This window comes from Mesorhizobium sp. WSM4808 (assembly GCF_055811675.1).
The window spans coordinates 173,272-197,038 of record NZ_JBVVQX010000006.1; the positions used below are offsets into that span (position 1 = coordinate 173,272).

The following is a 23,767-nucleotide window of genomic DNA, read 5'->3' on the forward strand; positions in this document are numbered from 1 at the left end:
GCCGGCAAGCCCACCGGCATCCTTGCGGCGGCGATTATGAGCCTTGCCGAGGGTTTCGCCAGAGACGGAATTGGCGCATCCTCGCTTGGCTTTGAAATTTTCGTCCGCTGGACCAGTTTGGAGGGCGTGGCTCAATTTGATCATTCTGGTAGGACCAGATTGATTGAATATGTGACGAATGACAACACAGAAACATAGAGAGGCGACATTTCATCTGTTTCTGGCTGGACCAGAACGGGCAAAATGGTGCAGATTTGACCGCTGCCAAGGGATCGGGAGCGGAACAGCGGCGATCCGGCTATTCAGGGAGAGACAGATGAACATTGCTCCGGGCAAGAATGCGGTCGGCAATATCCCGTTCGACCAGGCAAGGGTCGACCGGCTGATGGAGGAGGCCGGCATCGATGTGCTGCTCGCCACCTCCAAGCACAACACGCAATACCTGCTGGGCGGCTACAAGTTCATTTTCTTCGCCGCCATGGATGCGATCGGCCACAGCCGATACCTGCCGATCATGGTGTACGAAAAGGGCGGGCCGGACCATGCCGCCTATATCGGCAACCGCATGGAGGGCGGCGAGCATCAGAACAACCCGTTCTGGACGCCGACGCTGCACGCCGCCTGCTGGGGCACGCTCGACGCCGCCAACCTTGCGGTCGAGCATCTGCAGAAGATCGGCAAGGCGGGCGCGCGCATCGGCATCGAGCCCGGCTTCCTGCCGTCGGACGCCTATACGCTGATCCGCAAGGCGTTGCCGGACGCCAGGCTGATCGATGCGACCGACATGCTGGAGCGCATGCGCGCCATCAAGACCGATGCCGAACTGGAGAAGCTGCGCACGGCCTCTGAACTGATCACCGATTCCATGCTGGCGACCATAGCCTGGGCGCGCGAAGGCACGACCAAGGGCGAGATCATCGAACAGCTGCGGCGCGAGGAAACCAATCGCGGCATCCATTTCGAATATTGCCTGCTGACGCTGGGCTCCAGCCACAACCGCGCCGCCTCGCCGCAGGCGTGGAAGCAAGGCGAGGTGCTGTCAATCGATTCCGGCGGCAACTATCACGGCTATATCGGCGACCTCTGCCGGATGGGCATTCTCGGGGAACCGGATGCCGAACTGGAAGATCTGCTGGCCGAGGTCGAGACGGTGCAGCAGGCGGCCTTCTCAAAAGTCAAAGCGGGCACGCTGGGCGGCGACATGATTTCCCATGCCGAGGGCGTGCTGAAGGCTTCGAAGGTCGCGGCCTACACGGATTTCTTCGCCCATGGCATGGGCCTGATCACGCACGAGGCGCCGTTCCTGATGACCAACCACCCGGTGACCTATGAAGGCACCTATGCGGCCAAGCCGCTGGAAAGGAACATGGTGCTGTCGGTGGAGACAACCATGCTTCACCCGACGCGGGGCTTCATCAAGCTGGAGGACACGCTGGCGGTGACGGATGCTGGTTATGCGATGTTCGGCGACCGGGGTCGGGGCTGGAACAGGGGTGGTACTCTTTAGGACGAAGGCGGGCGCTGCCCCTCATCCGCCTGCCGGCACCTTCTCCCCGTATAGTGACGGGGAGAAGAGGGGCAGCCGCGCCCTCGGCACCTATTTGGTGGCGTTGAAAATTGGCGAAGCGCCGATGACTGCGTCTTTCTCCCCGTCACTATACGGGGAGAAATGTCCGGCAGGACAATGAGGGGCAGCGCTACCCTTGAACAAGTTCATCACTGCCCCGGCGGGATCAGCCTGAAATCCGGCAGCTCACGCAAAACCAGTTCAGGCCCGGCCGGCGAATAGACGACGAAAAGCTGCATCGGCCCGTCACCGGTGTTGAGCGTCGAATGGAAGCGGCTTTCCGGCACATAGATGGTGCAGCCGGGGCCGACTTCTGCCACCACCGGATTGCCCTTTTCGTCCTCGACCATCTGCTCGCCATGACCGGAGATGACGAAGATGATTTCTTCCGCGCCCGGATGGTTGTGGCGCGTGTGGCCCTTGCCGGAGGGCAGGTCGACCACGCCGCCGGAAAAGCGGGTTGCGCCATTCACCTCCGGCGCCACCGTCAGCGCCAATTTTCCCCAGTCGAAACCGAAGGCGCTGACGTCCTTCGGGTAGACAAACATTTTGCTCTTGTCGGTCATCTCTTTCATCCCTTCTTTTTTCTTCGTGGTCTTCTGGCCACCAAGTGTCACCGCCTTGAAATCGGCCGTCTGTTTGGCGATCGCGGCTTCCGCCGGCAGCCGTTCCATCGAGCTAGCGCCATAGAAGCCGTGCAGACCCTTGGCATGGGAGAGGATGTAACGGGCGTCGTCCGGCATCGAGATCGGCCCGCCATGGCAAAGCAGGATGACATCCTTGCGCACCGAGCGCGCGGCATTGGCGATGGCGTCGATCTCGACGATGCAGTCGTCGAGCGACTTGGCTGAGGTGGCGCCGATCGAGCCGCCGGTCGTCACGCCCATATGGGCGACGATGATGTCGGCGCCGGCCTTGGTCATGGCGCGGGCCTCGTCGGGGTTGAAGACATAGGGCGTGGTCAAGAGGTCGAGCTTGTGCGCCTCGGCGATCATGTCGACCTCGAGGCCGAAGCCCATGCCGGTTTCCTCGAAGCTTTGCCGCATGCTGCCGTCGAACAGGCCGATGGTGGGAAAATTCTGCACGCCGGAAAAGCCCATGGTCTTCAGCTCGGCCAGCAGCAGCGGCATGATGACGAACGGGTCGGTGCCGTTGACGCCGGCCAGCACAGGCGTGTGTCTGACCACCGGCAGCACCTCATAGGCCATCTCCTTGACGATCTCGTTGGCATTGCCATAGGCGAGCAGGCCAGCGGCCGAGCCGCGCCCGGCCATGCGGTAGCGGCCGGAATTGTAGATGATGATGAGGTCGATGCCGCCGGCCTCCTCGGCTTTCGCCGACAGGCCGGTGCCGGCGCCGCCGCCGACGATCGGCACGCCCTTGTCGATCATCCCCCTGAATTTCTTCAATATGTCCTTGCGCGGTATGGCGGGCATTTTTTGAGATCTCTCACTGTCTGGCGATGTCGAGGAAGGCCGATGTTGCAGCCTTTGCGAATTCCGGGTCGTTGATATGCAGCGGTAGGCGTGTCACGCGGCGCTTGCCGTTGGGCTGGATGGTGCGCTCGATGGCTTCGAACAGAACGGCGTCGGCTTCCGGGTCGAAGAAGGCGCCGCCGTCGATGTCGAGCGCCGAGACGCCTTTTTCCGGGATGAGAAAATGCACCGGCCCTCCGCAGCGGGCGAGCCTGGTGCCGATCCATTCGCCGATCGCACGGCATTCGTCCGCCGTGGTGCGCATCAGCGTGACATTGGGATTGTGCTCGTAGAAAAGCCGCCCGCGATAGTGGTCCGGAATGGTCGAAGGCGCCCAGAAGTTCACCATGTCGAGCGCGCCGACGGAGCCGACATAGGGCAGCCCCGTGCGAACTATGGCGCCGAAACGATCGTCAGTCGCCGGCAGCACGCCGCCGAACAGCAGATCGCAGACTTCGGTCGTGGTGATGTCGACGATACCGGACAGCAAGCCGCTGTCGGCCAGCTTTTCCATGCTGCGGCCGCCGGTGCCGGTGGCGTGGAAGACCATGCAGTCATATCTGGAACGGAGCTGGTCGGCGATGGCGGTCACGCAAGGCGTTGTGACGCCGAACATGGTGAGGCCGATCGATGGTTTGCCGTCGGGTGGCGGCGCCGGCTTGGTTGTCATGCCTACGATCGCCTGGGCGGCATTGTGCAGCACGACACGGGAGAGCCGGTTCAGTCCGGCCATGTCGGTCACCGCTGGCATCATGATGATGTCGGAGACATCGACATAGGGTGCGGTATCGCCGGAGGCGAGCGTCGAGACCATGATCTTGGGCAAGCCGAGCGGCAGGGCGCGCATGCCCGACGTGATGATCGATGTGCCGCCACCGCCGCCGATGCCGATCATGGCTGCGACGTCGTTGCGCGATGGGGCAAAGCGGGCGAAGGCGATGCCCATCGCGGCGACCGCGGCGCCACGGTCATTGCCGCCGAGCACGGCGTCACGGCCGCCGGGATGATGGTCGGCGATTTCCATAGCGCCGATATCGACGGGGATGGTTGCGTCGCGCGTTCCGACATCGACACGGCAAACGATGGCGCCCGCAGCAGTGATCGCATCGGCCAGGAAGGCGAGCTCCTCGCCCTTCGTGTCCGCGGTACCCACCACATAAATACGCTTCATTTGCGCTCCCCCGATCCTGGCAGGCGCGATGCCGCCCCCATTGCTCATTGCCCGGGCCACTCGACGATGCGGACACCATTGCAAATTTTTGAGACGCGCGTATCGTATTGGCATGAATGTCTCACGTCAACAATCCGCTGCGAGCGACGACGCTGAACGGGCAACCGGCCCGGTGCCCGAACGTGGTCCGCGCGCGCGGACCAAACGGCTGATGCTGGAGACGGCAACAAGGCTGATGCAGGCGGGCGTCACGCCCTCGGTCAGCGAGGTCGCCGAGGCGGCCGAGGTTTCCCGTGCCACCGCCTATCGTTACTTCCCGAGCCAGTCGGCACTGGTGCAGGCCGTCGTCGACGAGGGGCTGGGGCCAATCCTCACCTGGCAATCGACCTCCGCCGATGCCGAGCGCCGGGTCGCGGAGCTGTTCGATACGGCCATGCCGCGCATCGAGGCCTTCGAGGCCACGTTCAAGGCAGCACTGAAGCTGTCGCTCGATCAATGGGCGCGGCGTCAGGCCGGCACGCTGGGCGGCGAGCCCGCCTTTACGCGCGGCCACCGCATCGACTTGCTGAAAGATGCGATCGCGCCGCTCGAGGGCCGTTTGCCGCCGCGCGACTTCAAGCGGCTGGCGCAGGCGCTGTCGCTGATCTTCGGCGTCGAGGTGCTGATTGTGCTCAAGGATATCTGGGGACTGGACAGCCGCCGGACGAGGGCGGTCGCACAGTGGGCAGCCGGGGCGCTGGTGCGTGCGGCAGTCGCGGAATCGATCGATGAAGGAGGCAGCCCCGATCCGAAGGCAGTCATGAAATAGAGCCTATCTGGTTCGACCAGATTGGCATGCACGCTACTGATCTTAGCCGTTGAGTGGGGTGTCGGACAATACCCAATCATATCACTGAGTAGGAAAATCTTGGTAAAACAGGCAGATAAAGCCGGAATCCGATGGCAATGACCACGTCAAGCTGTCAAGAAAGGGCTTGACGTGCATGCAAAATTGGTAATACCAGATTGGATCAGAAAAGCGGATCGAAAGTGAGGGCTGCGATCCATTTTCCGGCAGGGGCGAGGAGGCTCGAAACCGGGAAGGTGCGATCACGGGAGGAACTACCAGGGCCGGCCCCGTTGCCGGCTCGCACGATAAGGTAGAACGCGCACAAGGGAGGAAATCATTATGCGCAAGTTAGTGACCAGCGCACTTGCTGGTATCGGCTTAACGCTTGCCTGCGGAACGTCCGTTTACGCGCAGGACAAAGAACTCACCATATTCTGGGCGGAATGGGATCCGGCGAACTATTTGCAGGAACTCGTCAATCTTTACGAGGCCGAGACCGGCGTGAAGGTCACGGTCGAAACCACACCTTGGTCCGACTTCCAGACCAAGGCATTCACCGAGTTCAACGCCAAGGGCAGCGCCTACGACATGGTGGTCGGCGACTCGCAGTGGATCGGTGCCGCATCCGAGGCGGGCCACTATGTCGACCTTACCGACTTCTTCAACAAGCATAATTTGAAGGAGGTGATGGCGCCGGCGACTGTCAAGTACTACGCAGAATATCCGTCGGCCTCCGGCAAGTACTGGTCGATCCCGGCCGAGGGTGACGCAGTCGGCTGGTCCTACCGTAAGGACTGGTTCGAGGACCCCAAGGAAATGGAAGCGTTCAAGGCCAAGTATGGCTACGATCTCGGCGTGCCGAAGGATTTCAAGGCGCTGCGCGACATTGCCGAATTCTTCCACCGTCCCGACCAGAAGCGCTACGGCGTCGCCATCTACACCGACAATTCATATGATGCCCTGGTTATGGGCGTCGAGAACGCCATCTTCTCCTACGGCGGCGAACTTGGCGACTATGCCACTTACAAGGTCGACGGGATCATCAACTCCGATCAGAACGTCAAGGCGCTCGAGGTCTACAAGGAACTCTATTCCTTCACACCTCCTGGTTGGGCCAAGAGCTTCTTCATCGAGGACAACCAGGCGATCACCGAGAATCTGGCTGCGATGAGTATGAACTACTTCGCCTTCTTCCCGGCGCTCATCAACGAAGCCTCGAACCCGAATGCCAAGAACACAGGCTTCTTCGCCAACCCTGCCGGCCCGAACGGCGACCAGTTCGCCGCGCTCGGCGGCCAGGGCATCTCCGTCATCTCCTATTCCAACAACAAGGAAGAGGCGATGAAGTTCCTGGAATGGTTCATCAAAGACGAGACGCAGAAGAAGTGGGCGGAACTCGGCGGTTACACGGCAAGTGCCAAGGTGCTCGAGTCGCCTGAATTCCAGAACGCCACGCCTTACAACAAGGCTTTCTACGAAACCATGTTCAAGGTGAAGGACTTCTGGGCGACGCCGGAATATGCCGAGCTGCTCATCGCGATGAACCAACGCGTCTATCCGTACATCACCGGCAATCAGGGCACGGCCAAGGAAGTGCTCGATTCGCTCGCCGCGGACTGGAACGCGACGTTCAAGAAGTACAACCGCGTGAAGTAAGCGGTACTAACGCTCGGAAGGGGTGGGAGCCCACCCCTTCCGTTTTCTTTTCTCAAGGAAGGAACTGGCCTTGGCCACTGCAGTCATGACCACGCTGGATCCCAACTCGCGCTCCGCCACCCGCGGCATGAGCGATCTCACGATCCGAAATCTCTTCATCATTCCGACGATCGTTTTCCTGATCGTCTTCAACATCTTTCCACTGCTCTATTCGCTCGGCTATTCGTTCACCGACTTTCGCGCGTCGAGCCCGGCGGCGGCCAATTTCGTCGGACTGCAGAATTACCGCGAACTGCTGAACGACCCGTTCATCTGGTCGAATTTCGCCATCACCGCCAAATATGTCATCGTCTCCGTGGTCGGTCAGGTCATCGTCGGCTTTGGCGTGGCGTTGCTGCTCAACCGCGATATCCCGCTGAAGGGCCTGCTGACGACACTGCTGCTGTTGCCGATGATGCTGTCGATGGCCGTCGTCGGTCTGTTCTGGAAACTGCTCTATGATCCGTCATGGGGTGTCATCAACTATGCACTCGGCCTCGGCAATTTCGAGTGGCTGTCCAACCCTGACATGGCGCTCTACGCGGTTGCCATCACCGACATCTGGATGTGGTCGCCCTTCGTCATGCTGCTGTCGCTTGCCGGCCTGTCGGCAGTGCCGAAGCACCTCTACGAGGCGGCGGCGATCGACCGCGCCGGCTCGTTCTATACCTTCTTTCGCATTACGCTGCCGCTGGTCGCGCCGATTCTGATGATCGCGATCATCTTCCGCACCATGGAGGCGTTCAAGACCTTCGATCTCGCCTACATCCTGACCAGCCAGCCAACCACCGAGGTGATCTCGATCCGGCTCTACAAGATGGCGTTCCAGGAATGGCAGACCGGGCGCTCCTGCGCGCTTGCCTACATCGTGCTGATCATGGTGCTGGCTATCACCAACATCTACGTCAAATACCTCAACAAGGTGAAGGAGCGCTGAGATGGCCGCCGTCCGCACTTCTTCCGAAATCGCCTTCAATCGCGTCGCCATCGTCGTCGTCCTTTTGGTGACGATCATCTTCCTGGCGCCGATCTACTGGATCGCCTCGACGGCGTTCAAGCCGCGCAATCTTGCCACGACCATCCCGCCGACGGTGGTGTTCCAGCCGGAGATATCGCCCTTCGTCAAACTGTTCACCAAGCGCTCGCAACTGCGCAGCGCGCCGACGCCGGAAGAGTATGCGGCAGCGCCCTGGTGGGAGCGCGTCGTCTTCGACGGCGGTGAAAAGATCGTGCGCGACGGCAAGGGCCAGGTGCAATGGTCCGGCTATCCGAGCCGCTTCATGAACTCGCTGATCATCGCCATCACCTCCACGGTGCTGGCGGTCGGCATGGGCACCTTCACCGCCTATGGCTTTTCGCGCTTCAAGGTGAAGGGGGAGGCTGACCTGCTCTTCTTCATCCTGTCGACACGCATGCTCCCGCCGGTGGTGGTGGCGATCCCGATGTTCCTGATGTACCGGGCGGTCGGCCTCAACGACACGCATGTGGGCCTGATCATCCTCTACACCGCCTTCAACCTATCCTTCTCGGTGTGGCTGATGAAGGGTTTTATGGATGAGATACCGAAAGAGTATGAAGAGGCGGCCCTGGTCGACGGTTACACGCGCATGGAGGCCTTCTTCAAGATCGTGCTGCCCGAGGCGGCCACCGGCATCGCCGCCACCGCGGTGTTCTGCTTCATCACCGCGTGGAACGAATATGCCTTCGCACTGATCATGACCAACCGCCGCGCCCAGACCGCACCGCCCTTCATCCCGAGCCAGGTCGGCTCGGGCCTGCCGGACTGGACGGTGATCGCCGCCGGAACCTTTCTATTCCTGCTGCCGGTCGCGATCTTCACGTTCCTGCTCCGCAACCATCTGCTGCGCGGCATGTCCTTCGGAGCGATTCGCAAATGAGCTTTCGTGCCATCAACCAGAAATATCTGGAGCCCGGTTCGCAGGTGCTGATGGTGCTCGGCATCATAGCACTCTGCCAGCCCTGGAACCTGTTGTTGCACACATATGGCCTGACCATCATCCTGATCGGGCTGGTCGGCTTCAACGTCACCTCCAAGATCGCGCCTGAGGAAAAGGCCGGTACCGGCCAGGTGCGCAATCCGGGAGCACAGCATTGACCCAGATCGAGCTTCGCGGCGTCCAGAAATTCTTCGGCGCCGTCCAGGTCATCAAGGACCTGAACCTCAAGATCGCCGACAACGAGTTCATCGTTCTGCTCGGCCAGTCGGGCTGCGGCAAGACGACGACGCTGCGGGCCATCGCCGGGCTGGAAACGATCGACGAGGGCGACATCCTCATCGACGGCAAACCGATCCAGCATCTAAAGGCCGCCGACCGCGACATTGCCATGGTCTTCCAGTCGTTCTCGCTCTATCCGCATATGAGCGTCTACGAGAACATCGCCTTCCCCTTGCGCGCCACGCGCAAGAGCAAGACGGAGATCGACAGCGAGGTTCGCTCCGTCGCCAAGACGCTGCAGATCACCGATCTGCTGGACAAGAAGCCATCGGCGCTCTCGGGTGGCGACATGCAGCGCGTCGCCATTGGCCGGGCGCTGGTGCGGCGGCCGAAGGCCATGCTGATGGACGAGCCGATCGGCGCGCTCGACGCCAAGCTGCGCGAGGAGATGCGGGCCGAGATCAAGCGGCTGCACATCAAGCAAGGGTCGACGACCATCTATGTGACGCACGACCAGGTCGAGGCGATGAGCCTCGCCGACCGCATCGTCATCATGCATGAAGGCGTGCTGCAGCAGGTCGGCTCGCCCGACGAGGTCTATTCGCACCCGGCCAATCTGTTCGTGGCGCAATTCGTCGGCAGTCCGGTGATGAACGTCGCCGATGCGGCAGTCGCCGAGACGGCGTCCTCGGTCTCGGTGACGGTCGGCGGGGCTCCCGCCGGCTTCGAGTTCCCGCGGGCGCTGCTGTCGAAGCTCAACGGCCATGCAGGCGGCCAGCTCGCGCTCGGCATCCGGCCGGAAGGCGTTCTCATCCGCCGCGAGGCGACGGAGGGGTTTTTGCCGGTCGAGACGCAGATCGTCGAGCCGCTTGGCTCCTTCGACATTGTCGATCTCAAGGTCGGCTCAAAGATGCTGCGCGCACGCACCAAGAGCGGCTTCGTCGCCGGTCCCGGCCAGAAGGTGTTCGCCAGGATCGATCCGGCCCAAGCGCATTTCTTCGACACGGCAAGCGGCAAGTCGCTGGGAGTGAGATTGTGATGGCTGAAGGACACGAAAGGCCAATGACTTGGCCTTTCGAACAATCGAACGCCCGGAGCTATAGCGGAGGGCAGACGCCCTCGAAAAAGAGATCGGGACGATAGACATGGCCCATATCCAGCTCAAGAACATCTCGAAGACTTTCGGCAACCACACTGCGCTCACCGGGCTCGATCTCGATATTGCCGATGGCGAGTTCTTCGTGCTGCTGGGCGAGACGGGCGCCGGCAAGACGACGACGCTGCGGCTTATCGCGGGCCTGGAAAAGCCGAGCGAAGGCCAGGTCTTCATCGACGGCGTCGACGTCGCCGACTGGGGTGCGGCCGAGCGTGACGTAGCGCTGGTGCTGCAGCAATACTCGCTCTATCCGCGCTACACGGTGCGCGAAAATCTCGAATTCCCGCTGAAGCCGAAAATTCGCCGGCTGCCCGACGCCGAGATCAAGGATCGCGTCGACCGTGCCGCCCGTACGCTGCGGATCGAGCACCTGCTCGACCGCAAGACGGATCGGCTGTCCGGCGGCGAGATGCAGCGCGTCTCGATCGGCCGCGCCATCGTGCGCAAGCCGCGTGTGTTCCTGATGGACGAGCCGCTGTCTGCGCTCGACGCCAAGCTGCGCGAGGCGCTGCGGACTGAACTGAAGAACCTGCAGATGCAGCTCGGCGCCACCTTCCTGTTCGTCACCCACGACCAGATCGAGGCGATGTCGATGGGCGACAAGGTCGGCGTGCTCAACCATGGCCGCATCGTTCAGACCGGCACGCCGCACGAGATCTACAACAATCCGCGCGATACCTATGTGGCGAGCTTCGTCGGCTCGCCGCCGATGAACCTCATCGACGGCAAGCTTGTGAACGGCCGCGCGGTGATGGCTCCGTTGAACTTCGAACTGCCTTTTTCGGGGGGAGCCAAAGCGGGCGGGGCGACCGACGGTCGCCCGCTCGTCTTCGGCATTCGTCCCGAGGACGTCTATCTCGAGAGCGGCGCGCCGGTCGAGGCGCATGTTCACGACGTCGAGAACCACGGCGTCGAAAAGATCCTGACGCTGCGCGTCGGCGACGCGACACTGCGTGCCACCGTGCCGGCCAGGACCGACGTCGCCATCGAGCAGGCGGTGCGCTTTGCCTGGAACCCCGACAAGGTGGTGCTGTTCGACAAGGGCAGCGGCGTCAGCTTGCGACACGCCTCATAAAGCGCGTCGCGCTGAAACGGATTCATGCGACGCGCTTTAGGTCTTTGTTTTTGTGCATGTCGTTCTCCCAAAATTGGAGTGCGCCCCTGGGGGTGGACAGATCGTCCTGAGGAATTGACCATGGCTGTCGGGTTTTCGGAGAGAGAACCATGGCAAGACATCGTAGCTACAGCATCACGTTCAAGCGTCAGGTCGTGCAGGAATACCTGTCGGGCGAGACGCTGCACAGTTTGGCGAAACGGCATGACATCACCCGCACCCTGATCGGTGTCTGGATTGGCAAGTATGAGGCAGGCGGCTTCGATGAAGATACGGCTTCGGCCACTCTGATCACGGAATATGAGGCGCGGATCGCCGCGCTTGAGCGGCTGGTCGGCAAGCAGGCTCTGGAGCTGGAGTTTCTAAAGGGGGCTCTGAAAAGCGCTCCGCGGCCGAAAAGCGGGACTACATCCGCCATCATCGGCCCCCCGGCCTCTCCGTCGCCGAAGGATGCCGGCTGATGGATCTGGCGCGTTCGACCTTTTATGACCGTCCGCAATGGCCGGCCGATGACACCGCTATCGTTGAGACGATGTTCGCGATCTGCGACGAATTCGAGTTTTATGGCTATCGCCGCGTGAGCGCGGCCTTGCGCCAGCAAGGCTTTGTGGTGAACCACAAGAAGATCCGCCGCCTGATGCGCGATCACGACCTGCAACCGAAGGTCAGACGCCGGTTCGTCGCCACGACCGACAGCAATCACAACAGTCCGATCTTCCCCAATCTGGCAAAGGACATCGTCCCGACCGGTCCGAACCAACTCTGGGTCGGCGACATCACCTATGTCGCGCTACCGGTCCGCTTCGTCTACGTCGCCATCATTCTCGATGTTTGGTCGCGCATGATCGTCGGCTACGCCATCAGCCGCGCCATCGATGCTCGCCTGACGGGCGCCGCCTTGCGCGCCGCAATCGAGCGCAGAAAGCCTCCGCCAGGCTGCGTTCACCATTCCGATGGCGGCTCCCAATATGCCGCCGAGACTTACCGGCAGCTTCTCGCCGGCCACGGTCTGGCGGGCTCGATGGGCCGCAAGGGCAATCCTTATGACAATGCCAAAGCGGAGAGCTTCATGAAGACCCTGAAGCTCGAGGCGGTCTATCCGATGGCGCTTGAAACCTTCGAGGAGGTTGCCGAGCACCTTCCCCACTTCATCGACCAGGTCTACAACAAACGCAGGCTCCATTCGGCGCTGGGATATCTCAGCCCGCAACAGTTCGAGGATCAACATATCCGGCAGACGGGCAAAACCGCAGCCTGATCAGTGTCCACCCCCAGGGGCGCACTCCAAACCGAGGTCACTTTTGGGCGACATGCGTGAGGCCGCATCCCAGCCTATTTCTGGAAGTAGGTTTCGTAGGGCGTGTCGTTGATCAGCAGGATCACGCATTCCGTGTCGGAGACGCAGGCGTCGTCATGCATCTCATTGGCTTTCTGGGTCCAGTAGGATCCAGGAGGCAGTTCGACCTTGGTCGCCTCGCCGCCATCCATCTGCCAGTGCGCCCACAGCCCCTTTATAACCACCGCACGGTAATCCGCGGTGTGCGCATGGACCGGTGCACGCCAGTTGCCGGGAACCTTCAGCAACGTGCCTGCCGGACCCTTGGCCCGCTCGCCCCACAATGGGCCAAGACGATGCGGCTGGTCGGGTACTTCCGCCACATAGGGGATCTTGTCGGCCGGCAGGTAGCTGTCCTCGAGGGCAAAGGCGCGCCCGGGAACCGCAAGCATGACGGCGAGTGCGATGACCTTCAGATGATTTGGCATGGTTCTCCTCTTCGGACCCGACTGGACGCCGGCCGCTGGCTGCCTGGTTATGGCAAGCTATTGCATGCGGGTGGCCCGGCAATGGCATTGCGTCCGGAAGGCTTGGCAATTCATCCAGACCCGGCAATTCATCCAGACCCTGCGATCCATGGCCGCGGATCCGGGATCGTCTCAGCGGTTTTCGGAGGTGCCGTCGACGGTGCGCAGGTGGCTGGGCGCGATGCCTATGATGCGCTTGAACGCCCGGCTGAACGACGCTTCGGAATCGTAACCCAGTCTGGCGGCGACCACCGAAACCCGCATCCGATCGTCGATCAGCCATTGCCGCGCCTGGTGCATGCGTATCCGGGCGACATATCTCGCCGGTGTTTCGCCAACGACGGCCGTGAAGCGTTCGGCGAAGGCCGATCGCGAGGCGCCCATTTCGCGCGCCAGCGCTTCGACAGTCCAGTTCCTGTCGGGCTGCAGATGAATGGCGGCAAGTACGCGGCCGATGTCGCGATCCCTGATCGCCGCGATCCAGCCTCTGGTGTCGCCGCCGCTGTTTTCCACCCATGAACGGATGATGCTTGCAGCCAGTACGTCGGCCAGCCGCGCCAGCATGCCGCCGGAACCGGCGCGGTTCATGGTGATCTCGCCGGCCATGGCTTGCAGCAGATGCGGAATACCTGGCTCGCCAGCCATCAATTCCTTGGCGCGCATCATGTCCGGCATCATGCCCAGCAAGGGGTGCGATCCGTCCAGGTTGAAGTGCATGCTGCCGCAAAACAGCAAGATTTTCGGGCCGTGGCCGCCATTGGAGACATTGAAGACATTGTCCTGCAAAGGCTCGACAGTGTAGCTTTCGATCGGCACGGCAGGAATGCCAGGCGCGCTGGCAACGACATGCTCGGCGCCGCGCGGCAAGAGCAACGCATCGCCGGGTGTCAGCTCAATCCATTCTCCGGCTGGCGAGAACAGCCAGCATCCGCGGCGGCCAATGAAGTGAAACCGTGCTGCCTTCTGGGCAGGAAACAACACGGCCCATGGCTCCGAAAGTTCGCAGCGGCCATAGTCGACGCCATCAAGCCGCAATCCGCGCAAGATGTCGGTGAGCGGACCCTCCGAGGCCGGCAAGGCAGTCTTGGGCGAGGTGAAAACCATGCGGATTTTTCTGAAGCAGTTCATCGTTTAACGGAAACGTTGAACCGCTCTATCTCTTTGTTTTGACGCAATTCCGGACGGAAAAACCGCTTCACACTTTTCCTGGAATTGCTTTAGCCTGGAATCGCCAGTCCGTCACGGCCTCCATGCGTCGGTCAGGGCAACGAACTCGGGTCAACGGGTTCCTTCGGAGCTTCGCCAGGCGTAGGGACGGAGCATCAAACGAAAAACCCGCCTGTGCGGCGGGTCACTGGCGCAAATCAGCACCATAGACAGAAATGTAGCATAGCTGAGGTCACCGAGTCAAGAAAAAATTCCTATCGCGAAAAGCCGGCACAAAAGCTGCCGGGACCGCCGAACTGGCTGCTGCCTTTGGCAAGCTGAGTTCGAAACCCTGTGCGTCAGCTGGCCTGGCGGATATCGGCCTGTTCCTCGCCCCGGAGATGGCTGCGCGCCAAGCCGATGACGCGCTTGAAGGCGCGGCTGAAAGCGGCATCGGATTCATAGCCGAGACGCCAAGAACCATCACGGTTTTCGGGCCGGCGCCGTTGTGATGGCTGCGACGAAGCGGTTCAGGCCGTCCTCGACATAGGCGGCCACTTCGATCGCCGGGTCAAAGCTCCACCACAGCAGCGAGCCTTGCCAATGCGAGGCCATCAGCAGGCCGATGTCGCGTGGCGGGTTGGGCGTCTTGGCAAAACAGGCTGCAAGTGTGTCGCACAGGAACGCCTTCCAGGCCGCACCCCGCGCTCTGAGCACGGGATCGCGCAGATCCTCGCGTAGGACAAGCAGGCCTTCGGCATAGGATTCGATGCCGCCATAGAATTGCGACAGGGCCACCAGCAACGCGACCGCACCGGTGGGGGTTCTGGGAACGGTGGCTGCCAGCTTTCTGGTGTTCTCGTCGAGACCGTCCCAGGCGTGCAGCAAAGTGCGCTGTTTCAGCTGCGCCTTGTTCTTGAAGCGCTGCACCAGCGTTGCACCGGAGAGACCGCAGGCCTTTGCCAGACGCTCGAAGGTGAGTGCTTCGGGACCATGCTCGTGGATTAGCCGGTGCGCGGTCTCCAGCACCTGCTCGTCGGACTGGGTTTTTGGCCGTGTCATCTTGACATCCCGATATAACCGAATGATCATTTATATATATGGCGCGAACAGCACAAGCCAGCCTTGTCGGATCGATGAGTCCGTTTTTGGGAGAGTTCAATGACGCTGCAAGGGAAAGTTGCTCTGGTCGCCGGCGGGACGCGCGGCGCCGGACGGGGCATAGCGATCGAACTCGGCGCAGCCGGCGCCACCGTCTATGTCACCGGGCGCAGCACGCGGGCCCAGCAATCCGAATATGCCCGGCCCGAAACCATCGAGGAAACAGCGGAACTGGTCTCGGCGAACGGAGGCAAGGGCATCGCCGTTCAGGTCGATCATCTGGTGGCCGACGATGTGCGCAAACTGGTCGAGCGCATCCGCACCGAACAAGGCCGGCTCGACATACTGGTGAATGACATCTGGGGTGGCGAGAAACTGTTCGAGTGGGACAAACCGGTCTGGGACCACAATCTGGACAATGGCCTGCGCATGCTGCGGCTCGGCATCGACACGCATCTGATCACCGCGCACCATGCGCTGCCGCTGTTGATCGAACGTCCGGGCGGGCTGCTCGTCGAGGTCACAGACGGCACGGCCGAATACAATGCCGATCACTACCGGCTGTCGCCATTCTACGATCTCGCCAAGGTCGCGGTGACGCGCATGGCATGGGCGCATGCCCAGGATCTCGCCAAACACGACGCAACGTCCGTGTCGCTGACGCCCGGCTGGCTGCGTTCGGAGATGATGCTGGAAGCCTTTGGCGTGAGCGAGGGCAATTGGCGCGACGCCACCGCTGAGGTGCCGCATTTCGTCATTTCCGAGACACCACGTTTCGTCGGCCGCGCCGTTGCGGCTTTGGCGGCGGATCCGGACCGCTCGCGCTGGAACGGACAGTCGCTGTCCAGCGGCGGGCTGGCGCAGGTCTACGGCTTTACCGACCTCGACGGCTCACGGCCCGACGCCTGGCGTTATGTTCCCGAGGTTCAGGACGCCGGCAAGCCCGCCGATGCGACGGGCTATCGATAGGTAATTGGTTCCTGCGCAATTTCGGACGGAAAACCGCTGCGCACTTTTCCTGGAATTGCGTCAGGCGGACCGCCCGTCGAAATCGAAGACCGACAGCGTCGAAGGGTCGAGATCGGCCACGCAGTTAATGTTGATATAGGCGCTGCGTTCACGGCCCTCGCGGACATCCTCCGCAAAGGGATGGATGCCGCAAGCCCGGCAGAACCGGTGCGCGATGGCATGGTTGCCGAATGTGTAAGTGCCCAAATCGTCGCCCCAGGCCAGGACCCGCAAGGTCTCATGCGGAATGGCACACAGCAGGGCGCCCTTGCGCGTGCAGATCGAACAATTGCACCTGATGGCACCGGTCAGTTCGGCCTTGAATTCGAAGGCCACCTTGCCGCAGTGGCAGCTGCCTTTGTAGAGCATCGGGCTTTTCCTCGTATTCGACAGGGTGCAAAACTGCCTGCGCCGGGTTAAGTCTGGGCAAGCCATGCACTGGCCGCACCCCTTAAGACGTTCAAGGCGTCCGGAGCCCGACACCGAAAATGCAATCCGTTCGTGATCATCTGGAAATCATTCTTGCGCGCCTCGCCGCCCGTGCCGGCGAAGAGCACGTGTTCACGAAGCTCTATGCCGAAGCCGCACGGGCCGCGGCTGATGCCAGCGATGCCCGCAAGCGGGCAAGTGTGACGCTAGGGCCGCTCGACGGCACCATCGTCTCGATCAAGGACCTGTTCGATGTCGCCGGCGAGCCGACCACGGCCGGTTCGCTGATGCGCAAGACCGCGGCACCCGCCCAAAGCGACGCGGCAATTGTCAGCCGGCTGCGACAGGCCGGCGCGGTTATTATCGGCAAGACCAACATGACCGAATTCGCCTTCACCGCGATCGGCGACAACCAGCACTATGGCACGCCCGGCAATGCCGTGGACGCCAGTCGCATTCCGGGCGGCTCTTCCTCGGGCGCAGGCGTTTCCGTCGGCGAGGGGACAAGCGAAATATCGATCGGTTCCGATACCGGCGGTTCGATACGCATACCGGCTTCACTCAACGGTGTCATCGGCTTCAAGCCGACAGCGCGACGCGTGCCGCTCGCCGGCGCGTTCCCATTGTCCGCCACGCTGGACTCGATCGGGCCGCTTGCCCGAACCGTCGCCCAGTGTGCCGCCGCCGACGCCGTGATGGCCGGCGAGGTGCCGACCGCGCTGATGCCGATTGCCCTTGCAGGGCTTCGCATAGGCATTCCGCGCGGCGTCCTTTTCGAAGAGACGGAAGGCGAGGTGGCGACCGCGTTCGACCGCTGCCTTGGCAAGATCGAGCAGACAGGCGCGCGGATCGCCGACCTATCGATCGACGATCTGCTTGCCGATTTGCGCGCGGCGACCAAGCGTGGCTCGATCGCTGCGATGGAAGGGGCCGAAGTGCATGCCGACTGGCTGGCGACAGGAGCGTCGGTGCCGGTCGACCCGCATGTCAGCGGACCTTTGTCGCGGGCGGCAATGCTGCCGACGCCTGTCTACATCAGGGCAATGCGTCGTCGCGCAGCACTTGCCGCCGCCATGGACGAGCGGCTGGCATCGGTCGATGTGCTGGCTCTGCCGACCACGCCGGTGACGGCGCCGACCATCGTCTCGATGGCTGACGACGCCGAGCTGCGCGACCGCACCGAGGGCCTGCTGCTGCGCAACACGCAGGTTGCCAACCAGTTCGATCTCTGCGCGATCTCGATACCGATGCCGGGTACTCCGCTGCCCGCCGGATTGATGCTGGTGGCGCGCAACGGGCATGACCGGCGCCTGCTGCGGATTGCTGCCGAAATAGAGCAGCTGCTTGGCGCGTGACCAGGGCTGAACCGCCTATCAGTGCGACGAACAGTGCTTGCGTTCGCTGTCCTTGGCGGTCCGCACGATACGGGTCGCGACCAGCCAGGGCAGATTGTACTTCTCGCCGGTGATGGTGTGGGTGCGGTGCTCGATCGAGCCCCTGACGACGATCTTGCCGGCATAAAGCGCGTCGGAAAGATCGGTTATCGCCTTGTCGGCCTGCGGCAATCCGCTGGGGTCGATCGAGACGCCCTTGATGATCGTCCCGGTGGCAAGGTCGAGTGCGCTGTTCGACGGGCACGGCGCCTTGAAGCAGCGCAGCCCGTTGTCGCAATAGACATAACTGCTTTCGGCCGCGAATGACGGCATGGCGCAGAGCGAACAGACGACGACTACCAGGGATGCGAGGCGTGGATCGGACATGACCCTCAGCGTCGCGGAAAATTGGGGCGAAACCGCGATGCGTCACAGGTTCGCCGGAAACCGCCGCCGATAGTGATCGACCACTTCCGGATTGCGCAGATTGACCGGCAGCTTGTTGGCCAGCACCAGCAAGGCTTCGCCCGCCGCGCCGACGCCCATGCGCATCATCGATTCCTCGGTGATCCCGGCCATGTGCGGCGTGATGATGACATTGTCGAAGCCGAAATAGGGATGGTTCGACGGCAGCGGCTGTGTCGCAAAAACATCGAGCGCGGCACCGCCGATACGGCGTTTCTGCAACGCCTCGATCAGCGCATCGTCATCGATGACCGGTCCGCGCGACACGTTGATCAGCAGCGCATGCGGCTTCATGCGGGCGATCCGCTCGCGGCTGATCAGGCCGCGCGTTTCCGGCGTCAGCGGACAGCACAGAACGATGATGTCGCTTTGTTCGACCAGCGCGTCGATCGACAGGAAGCCGACCTTGTCCGGCGCCGGCTGCATGCTTCGCGTCGTTGCCACCACCTTCAGGTCGAAGCCGTGCGCGGCGATGTGGCCGACAGCCTGGCCGACGGCGCCGAGGCCGACGATGCCGATCGTCTTGCCGGCAAGCTCGCTGTTGGCATTGGCGTGCTCGCGGCCTGCGAGCCAGCCTTTGGCGCGCAGGTCGCGGTCGACGACGCGGAAGTTGCGCAGCAAAGCGAGCGCCGCAAACATGACGTGCTCGGCAACCGAGCGGGCATTGACCGCCGGCACATTCGCCACCAGCACGCCGGCGGCCGTCGCTGCTTCCATCGGGATCATGTCGAGCCCGGCGCCATGGCGGATTGCCGCCCTCAGCTTCCAGGCACCCTCGAACAGCGCCGGCGGCAGCGATGCACGCACGATGACGATGTCGGCATTCCTCGCCTCGGCGGCCAGCGTGGCCGGATCGATGGCGGAGGCGACGACGAGTTCTCCGGCGCCCGAGAGCATGGCCGAGGCGCGCGGGTGCAGGGGGTGGGTCGTGAGGATGCGGGCCATGTCAGGCTCTTTCGAGTGCCGGGCTTTGAGGTTCCTCGCCATGGCCTTCGATCAGGCCTTTCCAGTAGCTTTCAGCCCCTTGCAGATGGGCGCTCATCAGCGCCTGGGCGAGATTGCCGTCGCGGCGCAGCAGCGCCTCATAGATCTGGATATGCTCGGCATGCGAGCGCACATTGCGCTCGGGGTCGTTGAAATAGATCGGCAGGCGCTGCTCGCCCATCATGTAGTAGACGCTGCAGACATTGTGGAAGACGCTGTTCTTGGTGGCGCGCACGATCTCCAGGTGGAATTCACGGTCTTCCCTGGCAAGGCCTTCGCCAGCGGCGATGCGCTCTTCCGAAGCTTTCAGGATCTCGCGCAGCCGCTCGAAATTCTCCTCGGTGGCGCGCGAGCAGGCAAGTTCGGCCGCCTTGATCTCGTGGATCTTGCGCAACTCGACCGTCTCGTAGATCTGGATCGGATCGAGCGGCAGGCCCGCGCGGGCAAAAAGCGCCATGGCTTCCACACTGGCCTGCTTGGTGTCGATGTAGATGCCGGACTTGGCCCGGCGCTCGACGATGCGCATGGCCTCCAGGATGGCCAGGGCCTCGCGGATCTGGCCGCGGCTGACGGCGAAATGCTCCGCCAGTTCGCGTTCCGAAGGCGTTCGGCCGCTCTCCTTGTCCGAATGGGAGAACAGGTAGGCAGCGAGTTCCGCGAGGAGGTTCTTTTCTTTCATCGTCAACCGCGTTGCGCGTGCGCCTCCAGGAACCGCTCCGAAATGGTGAATCCCAGACCCGGTTTTTCCGGGATCGCTATCATGCCGTCCCTGGCTTCGACAGTCTCTTCGACCAGATCATGGATCATCGGGTTGGCGCCGAGCGAATATTCGACGGTGAAACTCGACGGCGAGGCGGCGCAGACATGCAAGCCTGCGAAAAAACAGGGCGCGCCGGCCCACAAATGCGGTGCAAAGCGCAGATTGAAGGCGCTGGCGATGGTGCCGATCTTCATCGCCTCGCTGATACCGCCGCAGAAGGCGGGATCCGGCTGGAAAATGTCGGCGGCTTTCAGCACCGCGAGATCGCGGAAGGCATAGCGTGTCGCCTCGCTTTCGCCGGTGGCGATCGGGACGGCACCTGACGCCCGCACTTCAGCCATGCCGGGCTTGTCGTCGGCGATGATAGGCTCCTCGAACCAGGCGAGGTCCAGATCGTTGACGAGATGGATGAAGCGCTTGGCTTCGGCCACCGTGTAGGTGCCGTGCGCGTCGACCATCAGTTCGACATCGGGGCCGAGCGCCTGCCGTGCGGCCCGCACGCGGCCGGCCGAAATGTGCGCCGCGCCATCCATGGCGCCAACCCGCATCTTCAGCGCCTTGAAGCCGCCCTTGGCGATGTAGGATTTCAACTGCTCGCCGATGGCGTCGGCAGCCGCCCAGCCGCCGGACGCGTAAGCCGGCATGCGATCGAACTTGCGGCCGCCCAGCAGCCGCCAGACCGGAACGCCAAGCGATTTGCCAAGAATGTCCCACAGCGCGATGTCGACGGCGCTGATGGCGGCGATGCTCATGCCGCGCCGCGCCAGTTGCGGCATGGCGTGGCCGCCGCGCGCTGCGCTGTCGTGGCGCACGCCATTGTAGAGCATCTCCCATATGACGCCGATGTCCGCCGGATCGCGGCCGATCAGTTGCGGCCCGACCTCATGGTTCAGCATGTGGACGAGTGCACCGTAGCTGCCGGCACTGCCGGCGGCGTTCTTGCCTTCGCCCCAGCCGACCAGCCCGTCATCGGTTTCGATGCGCAGGATGGCGGCGTCGAAGGTCGTCACCTGACCGAAGTCGCTGCGGTGCTGCCGAGCGGCTTCGATCGGAACGCGGATCCACCAGGCTTGGACGGACTTGATACGCATATTCTTCCCCAGCCCCGCCGCCGGTCAGGGCGGAAGGGCGAATTTCCCAGAGGCAGTCGGCTACTTGATCAGCGGCAATAACGTTTCGGCGTTGATGCGCATCTGGTCGGTGTAGAATTTCTCGGTGAGCACGCTGGAGCCGTGGTCCTGGATGAACTTCAGCTGCTCGGGCGAGATGTCGACCGGATTGCGCTCGACCATGTCGGGATAGGGGGCTGCCGGCGTCCGGTCGACGGGCGCGACGAACTCATTGGTCAGCGCGCCGTCGTAGCCGATCTCGCGCAAGGTGGCGACGATCTTCGGCCAATCGATCTGGCCGAGGCCGGCGGCAAACCGGTTGTTGTCGGCGACGTGGAAGTCGAACAGGCGCTTTCCGACCTGCCGGATCGCGTCATGGACGTTAAATTCTTCCATGTGGATGTGGTAAGCGTCTAGGCACACGCCGCATTCGGGGCTGACCGCGTCAGCCAGCGCCAGTGCCTGGGCGCCGCGATTGAACAGATAGGTCTCGAAGCGGTTGAGGGGTTCGACAGCGATCTTGACGCCGACCTTCTTGGCGTGGGTGAAGCATTCACGGGTGGCGTCGACGACCCACTTCCATTCCTCTTCCTCGGTCCCGTCAGGCACGACCTTGCCGACGGTGGCCGGAACCAGCGTGATGATCTCGCCATCGAGTTCGCTGACCATGGTCAGCACGTCCTTGACATACTGAACGGAACGCTCGCGCTGGCCCTGGTTCCTGGCGGCAAGATTGCGCTCGCCCAGCATCAGGGTCACCGCGCCCCAGCAGCGAATACCATGCTCCTTCAGCAGCGCCCGGGTCTCCTTGGTCTTGTACTGCTCGGGCTCGCCGGAAATCTCGATCGACTCATAGCCGAATTTCTTGATGCGCTTGAGCGTCGTCTCCAAGGGTTCCGCGCGCATCCAGTTGTGCGTCGAAAGATGCATGGTCTGTCCTTCCCAAATCGTCTCTATGGTTCGCCTGCGACATGCATCGCCAAAAGGCGACACAAAGGTTCCTCCCCAAGGCGTTCCCAGCCTTTTTTCGCAAACTGGTTCGACCAATTGGGCCTGAAGCGAGGTCTACAGCAATTTCTCCAGATCGGCAAGAAGCGCTGGGGTGCAACTCTCTCAATGGATTAGTTCCTTGATTATATTGAGATATATAGGCCTGCAACAGTTGATTTTGGGGTCTTGATGGCGCATTGCGCGGCTTGACCAAATTTCCACATTTGGTAATACCAGAATGGCGGTGCGTGCAAGCACCCGTTGAGAAAAGACCAAAGTGGCTGGCCCTGCTTCCAATCGGCGCTATGCTCGGTCGAGAGAGAAATGAGGGAGGATGCGATGCCGACGACAATGAAGGGCCCTGGGCTGTTTCTGGCGCAGTTCGCGGGCGACGCCGCGCCGTTCAACTCACTGGCGTCGATCACCAAATGGGCGGCCGGTCTCGGCTACAGGGGCGTGCAGATCCCGACCTGGGACGCGCGGCTGTTCGACCTCAAGAAGGCGGCTTCTTCCAAGGCCTATTGCGATGAGGTGAAGGGCATCTGCGCTGACGCCGGCGTCGAGATCACCGAACTGTCGACGCATCTGCAGGGGCAGTTGGTCGCGGTTCATCCAGCCTATGACGCGCAGATGGATGGCTTTGCGCCGCCGTCGGTGCACAACAATCCCGCAGCCCGGCAGGAGTGGGCTGTCGAGCAGATGAAGTTCGGCGCTAAAGCATCGCGCAATCTGGGCCTGAATGCTTCAGTGTCGTTTACCGGCTCGCTGGCTTTCCCTTACCTCTATCCGTTCCCGCAGCGACCGGCTGGACTCATTGAGGAAGCGTTTGGCGAGCTCGGCAAACGCTGGAAGCCGATCCTCGACGTCTACGAGGACAACGGCGTCGATGTCGGCTATGAAATTCACCCCTCTGAGGACGTGTTCGACGGCGCCACTTTCGAGATGTTCCTCGACGCGGTCGGCGGCCACAAGCGCTGCAATATCAACTACGATCCGTCGCACTTCCTGCTGCAGCAGCTCGACTATCTAGAATTCATCGACATCTATCACGAGCGCATCAAGGCGTTTCACGTCAAGGACGCCGAGTTCAACCCGACCGGCCGGCAAGGCGTCTATTCCGGCTACCAGAGCTGGACCAACCGCGCCGGGCGCTTCCGTTCGCTGGGCGATGGACAGGTGGATTTCGGCGGCATCTTTTCCAAGCTGACGCAGTACAATTATGATTCCTGGGCGGTACTGGAGTGGGAGTGCTGCCTGAAGCATCCGGAGGATGGTGCGGCCGAAGGCGCGCCTTTCATCGAGCACCATATCATCCGGGTGACCGAAAAGGCATTCGACGACTTCGCCGCCGGCACCACCGACAAGAAGATGCTGCGCGCCATGATGGGCATCTAGCGCGGTTTCCCCTCCCCCTC

At 62.2% G+C, this 23,767-nt stretch carries 24 protein-coding genes and 2 pseudogenes; 13 read left to right on the forward strand and 13 right to left on the reverse strand.

Features of this window, described 5'->3' with window-relative positions; translation table 11 throughout:
• Positions 1 to 316 precede the first annotated feature (316 nt).
• Positions 317 to 1,507, forward strand: coding sequence for a M24 family metallopeptidase (locus AC0L2U_RS13210; RefSeq protein WP_292141543.1), 1,191 nt, complete (start codon positions 317 to 319; stop codon positions 1,505 to 1,507).
• A gap of 209 nt (positions 1,508 to 1,716) precedes the next feature.
• On the opposite strand, the gene AC0L2U_RS13215 is transcribed toward AC0L2U_RS13210, so the two are convergent.
• The 3 genes and pseudogenes from AC0L2U_RS13215 to AC0L2U_RS13225 form a co-directional block, all read right to left on the reverse strand.
• Positions 1,717 to 2,133, reverse strand: a complete 417-nt coding sequence (locus tag AC0L2U_RS13215) for a cupin domain-containing protein (protein ID WP_128363562.1) — start codon at positions 2,131 to 2,133, stop codon at positions 1,717 to 1,719.
• A gap of 9 nt (positions 2,134 to 2,142) precedes the next feature.
• Positions 2,143 to 3,003: pseudogene (locus AC0L2U_RS13220) on the reverse strand (phosphoenolpyruvate hydrolase family protein); the annotation flags it as partial.
• Between the two features lie 13 nt (positions 3,004 to 3,016).
• Positions 3,017 to 4,213: a Tm-1-like ATP-binding domain-containing protein gene (locus tag AC0L2U_RS13225; RefSeq protein WP_473602007.1), complete on the reverse strand. Its 1,197-nt coding sequence runs from the start codon at positions 4,211 to 4,213 to the stop codon at positions 3,017 to 3,019.
• A 112-nt stretch (positions 4,214 to 4,325) separates the two neighbouring features.
• Between AC0L2U_RS13225 and AC0L2U_RS13230 the strand changes: the two genes are divergently transcribed.
• From AC0L2U_RS13230 to AC0L2U_RS13270, 9 genes are all read left to right on the forward strand, one after another.
• Entirely contained in the window at positions 4,326 to 5,021 is a 696-nt protein-coding gene (locus AC0L2U_RS13230; protein ID WP_127809255.1) for a TetR/AcrR family transcriptional regulator, read from the forward strand.
• A 360-nt stretch (positions 5,022 to 5,381) separates the two neighbouring features.
• The gene (locus tag AC0L2U_RS13235) at positions 5,382 to 6,698 is read left to right on the forward strand and encodes an ABC transporter substrate-binding protein (protein ID WP_023812445.1); all 1,317 of its coding nucleotides are present in this window, start codon (positions 5,382 to 5,384) and stop codon (positions 6,696 to 6,698) included.
• Positions 6,699 to 6,768: 70 nt separating this feature from the next.
• Positions 6,769 to 7,674, forward strand: a complete 906-nt coding sequence (locus AC0L2U_RS13240) for a carbohydrate ABC transporter permease (RefSeq protein WP_023812446.1) — start codon at positions 6,769 to 6,771, stop codon at positions 7,672 to 7,674.
• Between the two features lies 1 nt (position 7,675).
• The gene (locus AC0L2U_RS13245; RefSeq protein ID WP_473602008.1) at positions 7,676 to 8,635 is read left to right on the forward strand and encodes a carbohydrate ABC transporter permease; all 960 of its coding nucleotides are present in this window, start codon (positions 7,676 to 7,678) and stop codon (positions 8,633 to 8,635) included.
• Positions 8,632 to 8,853: a hypothetical protein gene (locus AC0L2U_RS13250; RefSeq protein ID WP_127268335.1), complete on the forward strand. Its 222-nt coding sequence runs from the start codon at positions 8,632 to 8,634 to the stop codon at positions 8,851 to 8,853. The genes AC0L2U_RS13245 and AC0L2U_RS13250 overlap by 4 nt, the downstream gene beginning before the upstream one ends.
• Entirely contained in the window at positions 8,850 to 9,953 is a 1,104-nt protein-coding gene (locus AC0L2U_RS13255) for an ABC transporter ATP-binding protein (protein WP_128289236.1), read from the forward strand. The genes AC0L2U_RS13250 and AC0L2U_RS13255 overlap by 4 nt, the downstream gene beginning before the upstream one ends.
• 106 nt (positions 9,954 to 10,059) lie before the next feature.
• The gene (locus AC0L2U_RS13260) at positions 10,060 to 11,145 is read left to right on the forward strand and encodes an ABC transporter ATP-binding protein (RefSeq protein WP_127268316.1); all 1,086 of its coding nucleotides are present in this window, start codon (positions 10,060 to 10,062) and stop codon (positions 11,143 to 11,145) included.
• Positions 11,146 to 11,294: 149 nt separating this feature from the next.
• Positions 11,295 to 11,645 (forward strand): transposase, encoded by a 351-nt coding sequence (locus AC0L2U_RS13265; RefSeq protein ID WP_127809257.1) that lies wholly within the window; start codon positions 11,295 to 11,297, stop codon positions 11,643 to 11,645.
• Complete coding sequence (locus AC0L2U_RS13270; protein WP_127809258.1) at positions 11,594 to 12,442, forward strand: IS3 family transposase; 849 nt, start codon at positions 11,594 to 11,596, stop codon at positions 12,440 to 12,442. The genes AC0L2U_RS13265 and AC0L2U_RS13270 overlap by 52 nt, the downstream gene beginning before the upstream one ends.
• A gap of 74 nt (positions 12,443 to 12,516) precedes the next feature.
• Here AC0L2U_RS13270 and AC0L2U_RS13275 read toward each other — a convergent pair whose 3' ends face one another.
• The 4 genes and pseudogenes from AC0L2U_RS13275 to AC0L2U_RS13290 form a co-directional block, all read right to left on the reverse strand.
• The gene (locus AC0L2U_RS13275) at positions 12,517 to 12,948 is read right to left on the reverse strand and encodes a DUF4437 domain-containing protein (protein ID WP_127397009.1); all 432 of its coding nucleotides are present in this window, start codon (positions 12,946 to 12,948) and stop codon (positions 12,517 to 12,519) included.
• A gap of 171 nt (positions 12,949 to 13,119) precedes the next feature.
• A complete protein-coding gene (locus AC0L2U_RS13280) occupies positions 13,120 to 14,091 on the reverse strand; it encodes an AraC family transcriptional regulator (RefSeq protein WP_164873788.1) in 972 nt (323 codons plus the stop codon).
• Between the two features lie 401 nt (positions 14,092 to 14,492).
• Positions 14,493 to 14,606 (reverse strand): annotated as a pseudogene (locus AC0L2U_RS13285) (AraC family transcriptional regulator); the annotation flags it as partial.
• Between the two features lie 10 nt (positions 14,607 to 14,616).
• Entirely contained in the window at positions 14,617 to 15,195 is a 579-nt protein-coding gene (locus tag AC0L2U_RS13290; protein ID WP_245481867.1) for a TetR/AcrR family transcriptional regulator, read from the reverse strand.
• Positions 15,196 to 15,294: 99 nt separating this feature from the next.
• Between AC0L2U_RS13290 and AC0L2U_RS13295 the strand changes: the two genes are divergently transcribed.
• On the forward strand, positions 15,295 to 16,203 hold the full coding sequence (locus AC0L2U_RS13295; protein WP_127318772.1) for an SDR family oxidoreductase: 909 nt from the start codon (positions 15,295 to 15,297) through the stop codon (positions 16,201 to 16,203).
• 60 nt (positions 16,204 to 16,263) lie between these two features.
• Here the strand turns inward: AC0L2U_RS13295 and AC0L2U_RS13300 are convergent, their stop codons facing one another.
• Entirely contained in the window at positions 16,264 to 16,611 is a 348-nt protein-coding gene (locus AC0L2U_RS13300) for a GFA family protein (protein ID WP_127268321.1), read from the reverse strand.
• A 119-nt stretch (positions 16,612 to 16,730) separates the two neighbouring features.
• Here AC0L2U_RS13300 and AC0L2U_RS13305 point away from each other — a divergent pair, with 119 nt between their 5' ends.
• Positions 16,731 to 18,026 (forward strand): amidase, encoded by a 1,296-nt coding sequence (locus AC0L2U_RS13305; protein ID WP_473602010.1) that lies wholly within the window; start codon positions 16,731 to 16,733, stop codon positions 18,024 to 18,026.
• 18 nt (positions 18,027 to 18,044) lie between these two features.
• Here the strand turns inward: AC0L2U_RS13305 and AC0L2U_RS13310 are convergent, their stop codons facing one another.
• Genes AC0L2U_RS13310 through AC0L2U_RS13330 form a run of 5 tightly spaced genes read right to left on the reverse strand, consistent with a single transcriptional unit; the run spans position 18,045 to position 22,292 of the window.
• Positions 18,045 to 18,431 (reverse strand): hypothetical protein, encoded by a 387-nt coding sequence (locus tag AC0L2U_RS13310; RefSeq protein WP_292680417.1) that lies wholly within the window; start codon positions 18,429 to 18,431, stop codon positions 18,045 to 18,047.
• Between the two features lie 42 nt (positions 18,432 to 18,473).
• The gene (locus AC0L2U_RS13315) at positions 18,474 to 19,454 is read right to left on the reverse strand and encodes a hydroxyacid dehydrogenase (protein ID WP_292695647.1); all 981 of its coding nucleotides are present in this window, start codon (positions 19,452 to 19,454) and stop codon (positions 18,474 to 18,476) included.
• Position 19,455: 1 nt separating this feature from the next.
• Complete coding sequence (locus AC0L2U_RS13320) at positions 19,456 to 20,172, reverse strand: FadR/GntR family transcriptional regulator (protein WP_292695649.1); 717 nt, start codon at positions 20,170 to 20,172, stop codon at positions 19,456 to 19,458.
• Between the two features lie 2 nt (positions 20,173 to 20,174).
• The gene (locus AC0L2U_RS13325; protein ID WP_292704234.1) at positions 20,175 to 21,344 is read right to left on the reverse strand and encodes a mandelate racemase/muconate lactonizing enzyme family protein; all 1,170 of its coding nucleotides are present in this window, start codon (positions 21,342 to 21,344) and stop codon (positions 20,175 to 20,177) included.
• Positions 21,345 to 21,404: 60 nt separating this feature from the next.
• Positions 21,405 to 22,292, reverse strand: a complete 888-nt coding sequence (locus AC0L2U_RS13330; protein ID WP_027037785.1) for a sugar phosphate isomerase/epimerase family protein — start codon at positions 22,290 to 22,292, stop codon at positions 21,405 to 21,407.
• 399 nt (positions 22,293 to 22,691) lie between these two features.
• On the opposite strand from AC0L2U_RS13330, the gene AC0L2U_RS13335 reads away from it, so the two are divergent.
• A complete protein-coding gene (locus AC0L2U_RS13335; RefSeq protein ID WP_127269536.1) occupies positions 22,692 to 23,747 on the forward strand; it encodes a sugar phosphate isomerase/epimerase family protein in 1,056 nt (351 codons plus the stop codon).
• Positions 23,748 to 23,767 lie beyond the last annotated feature (20 nt).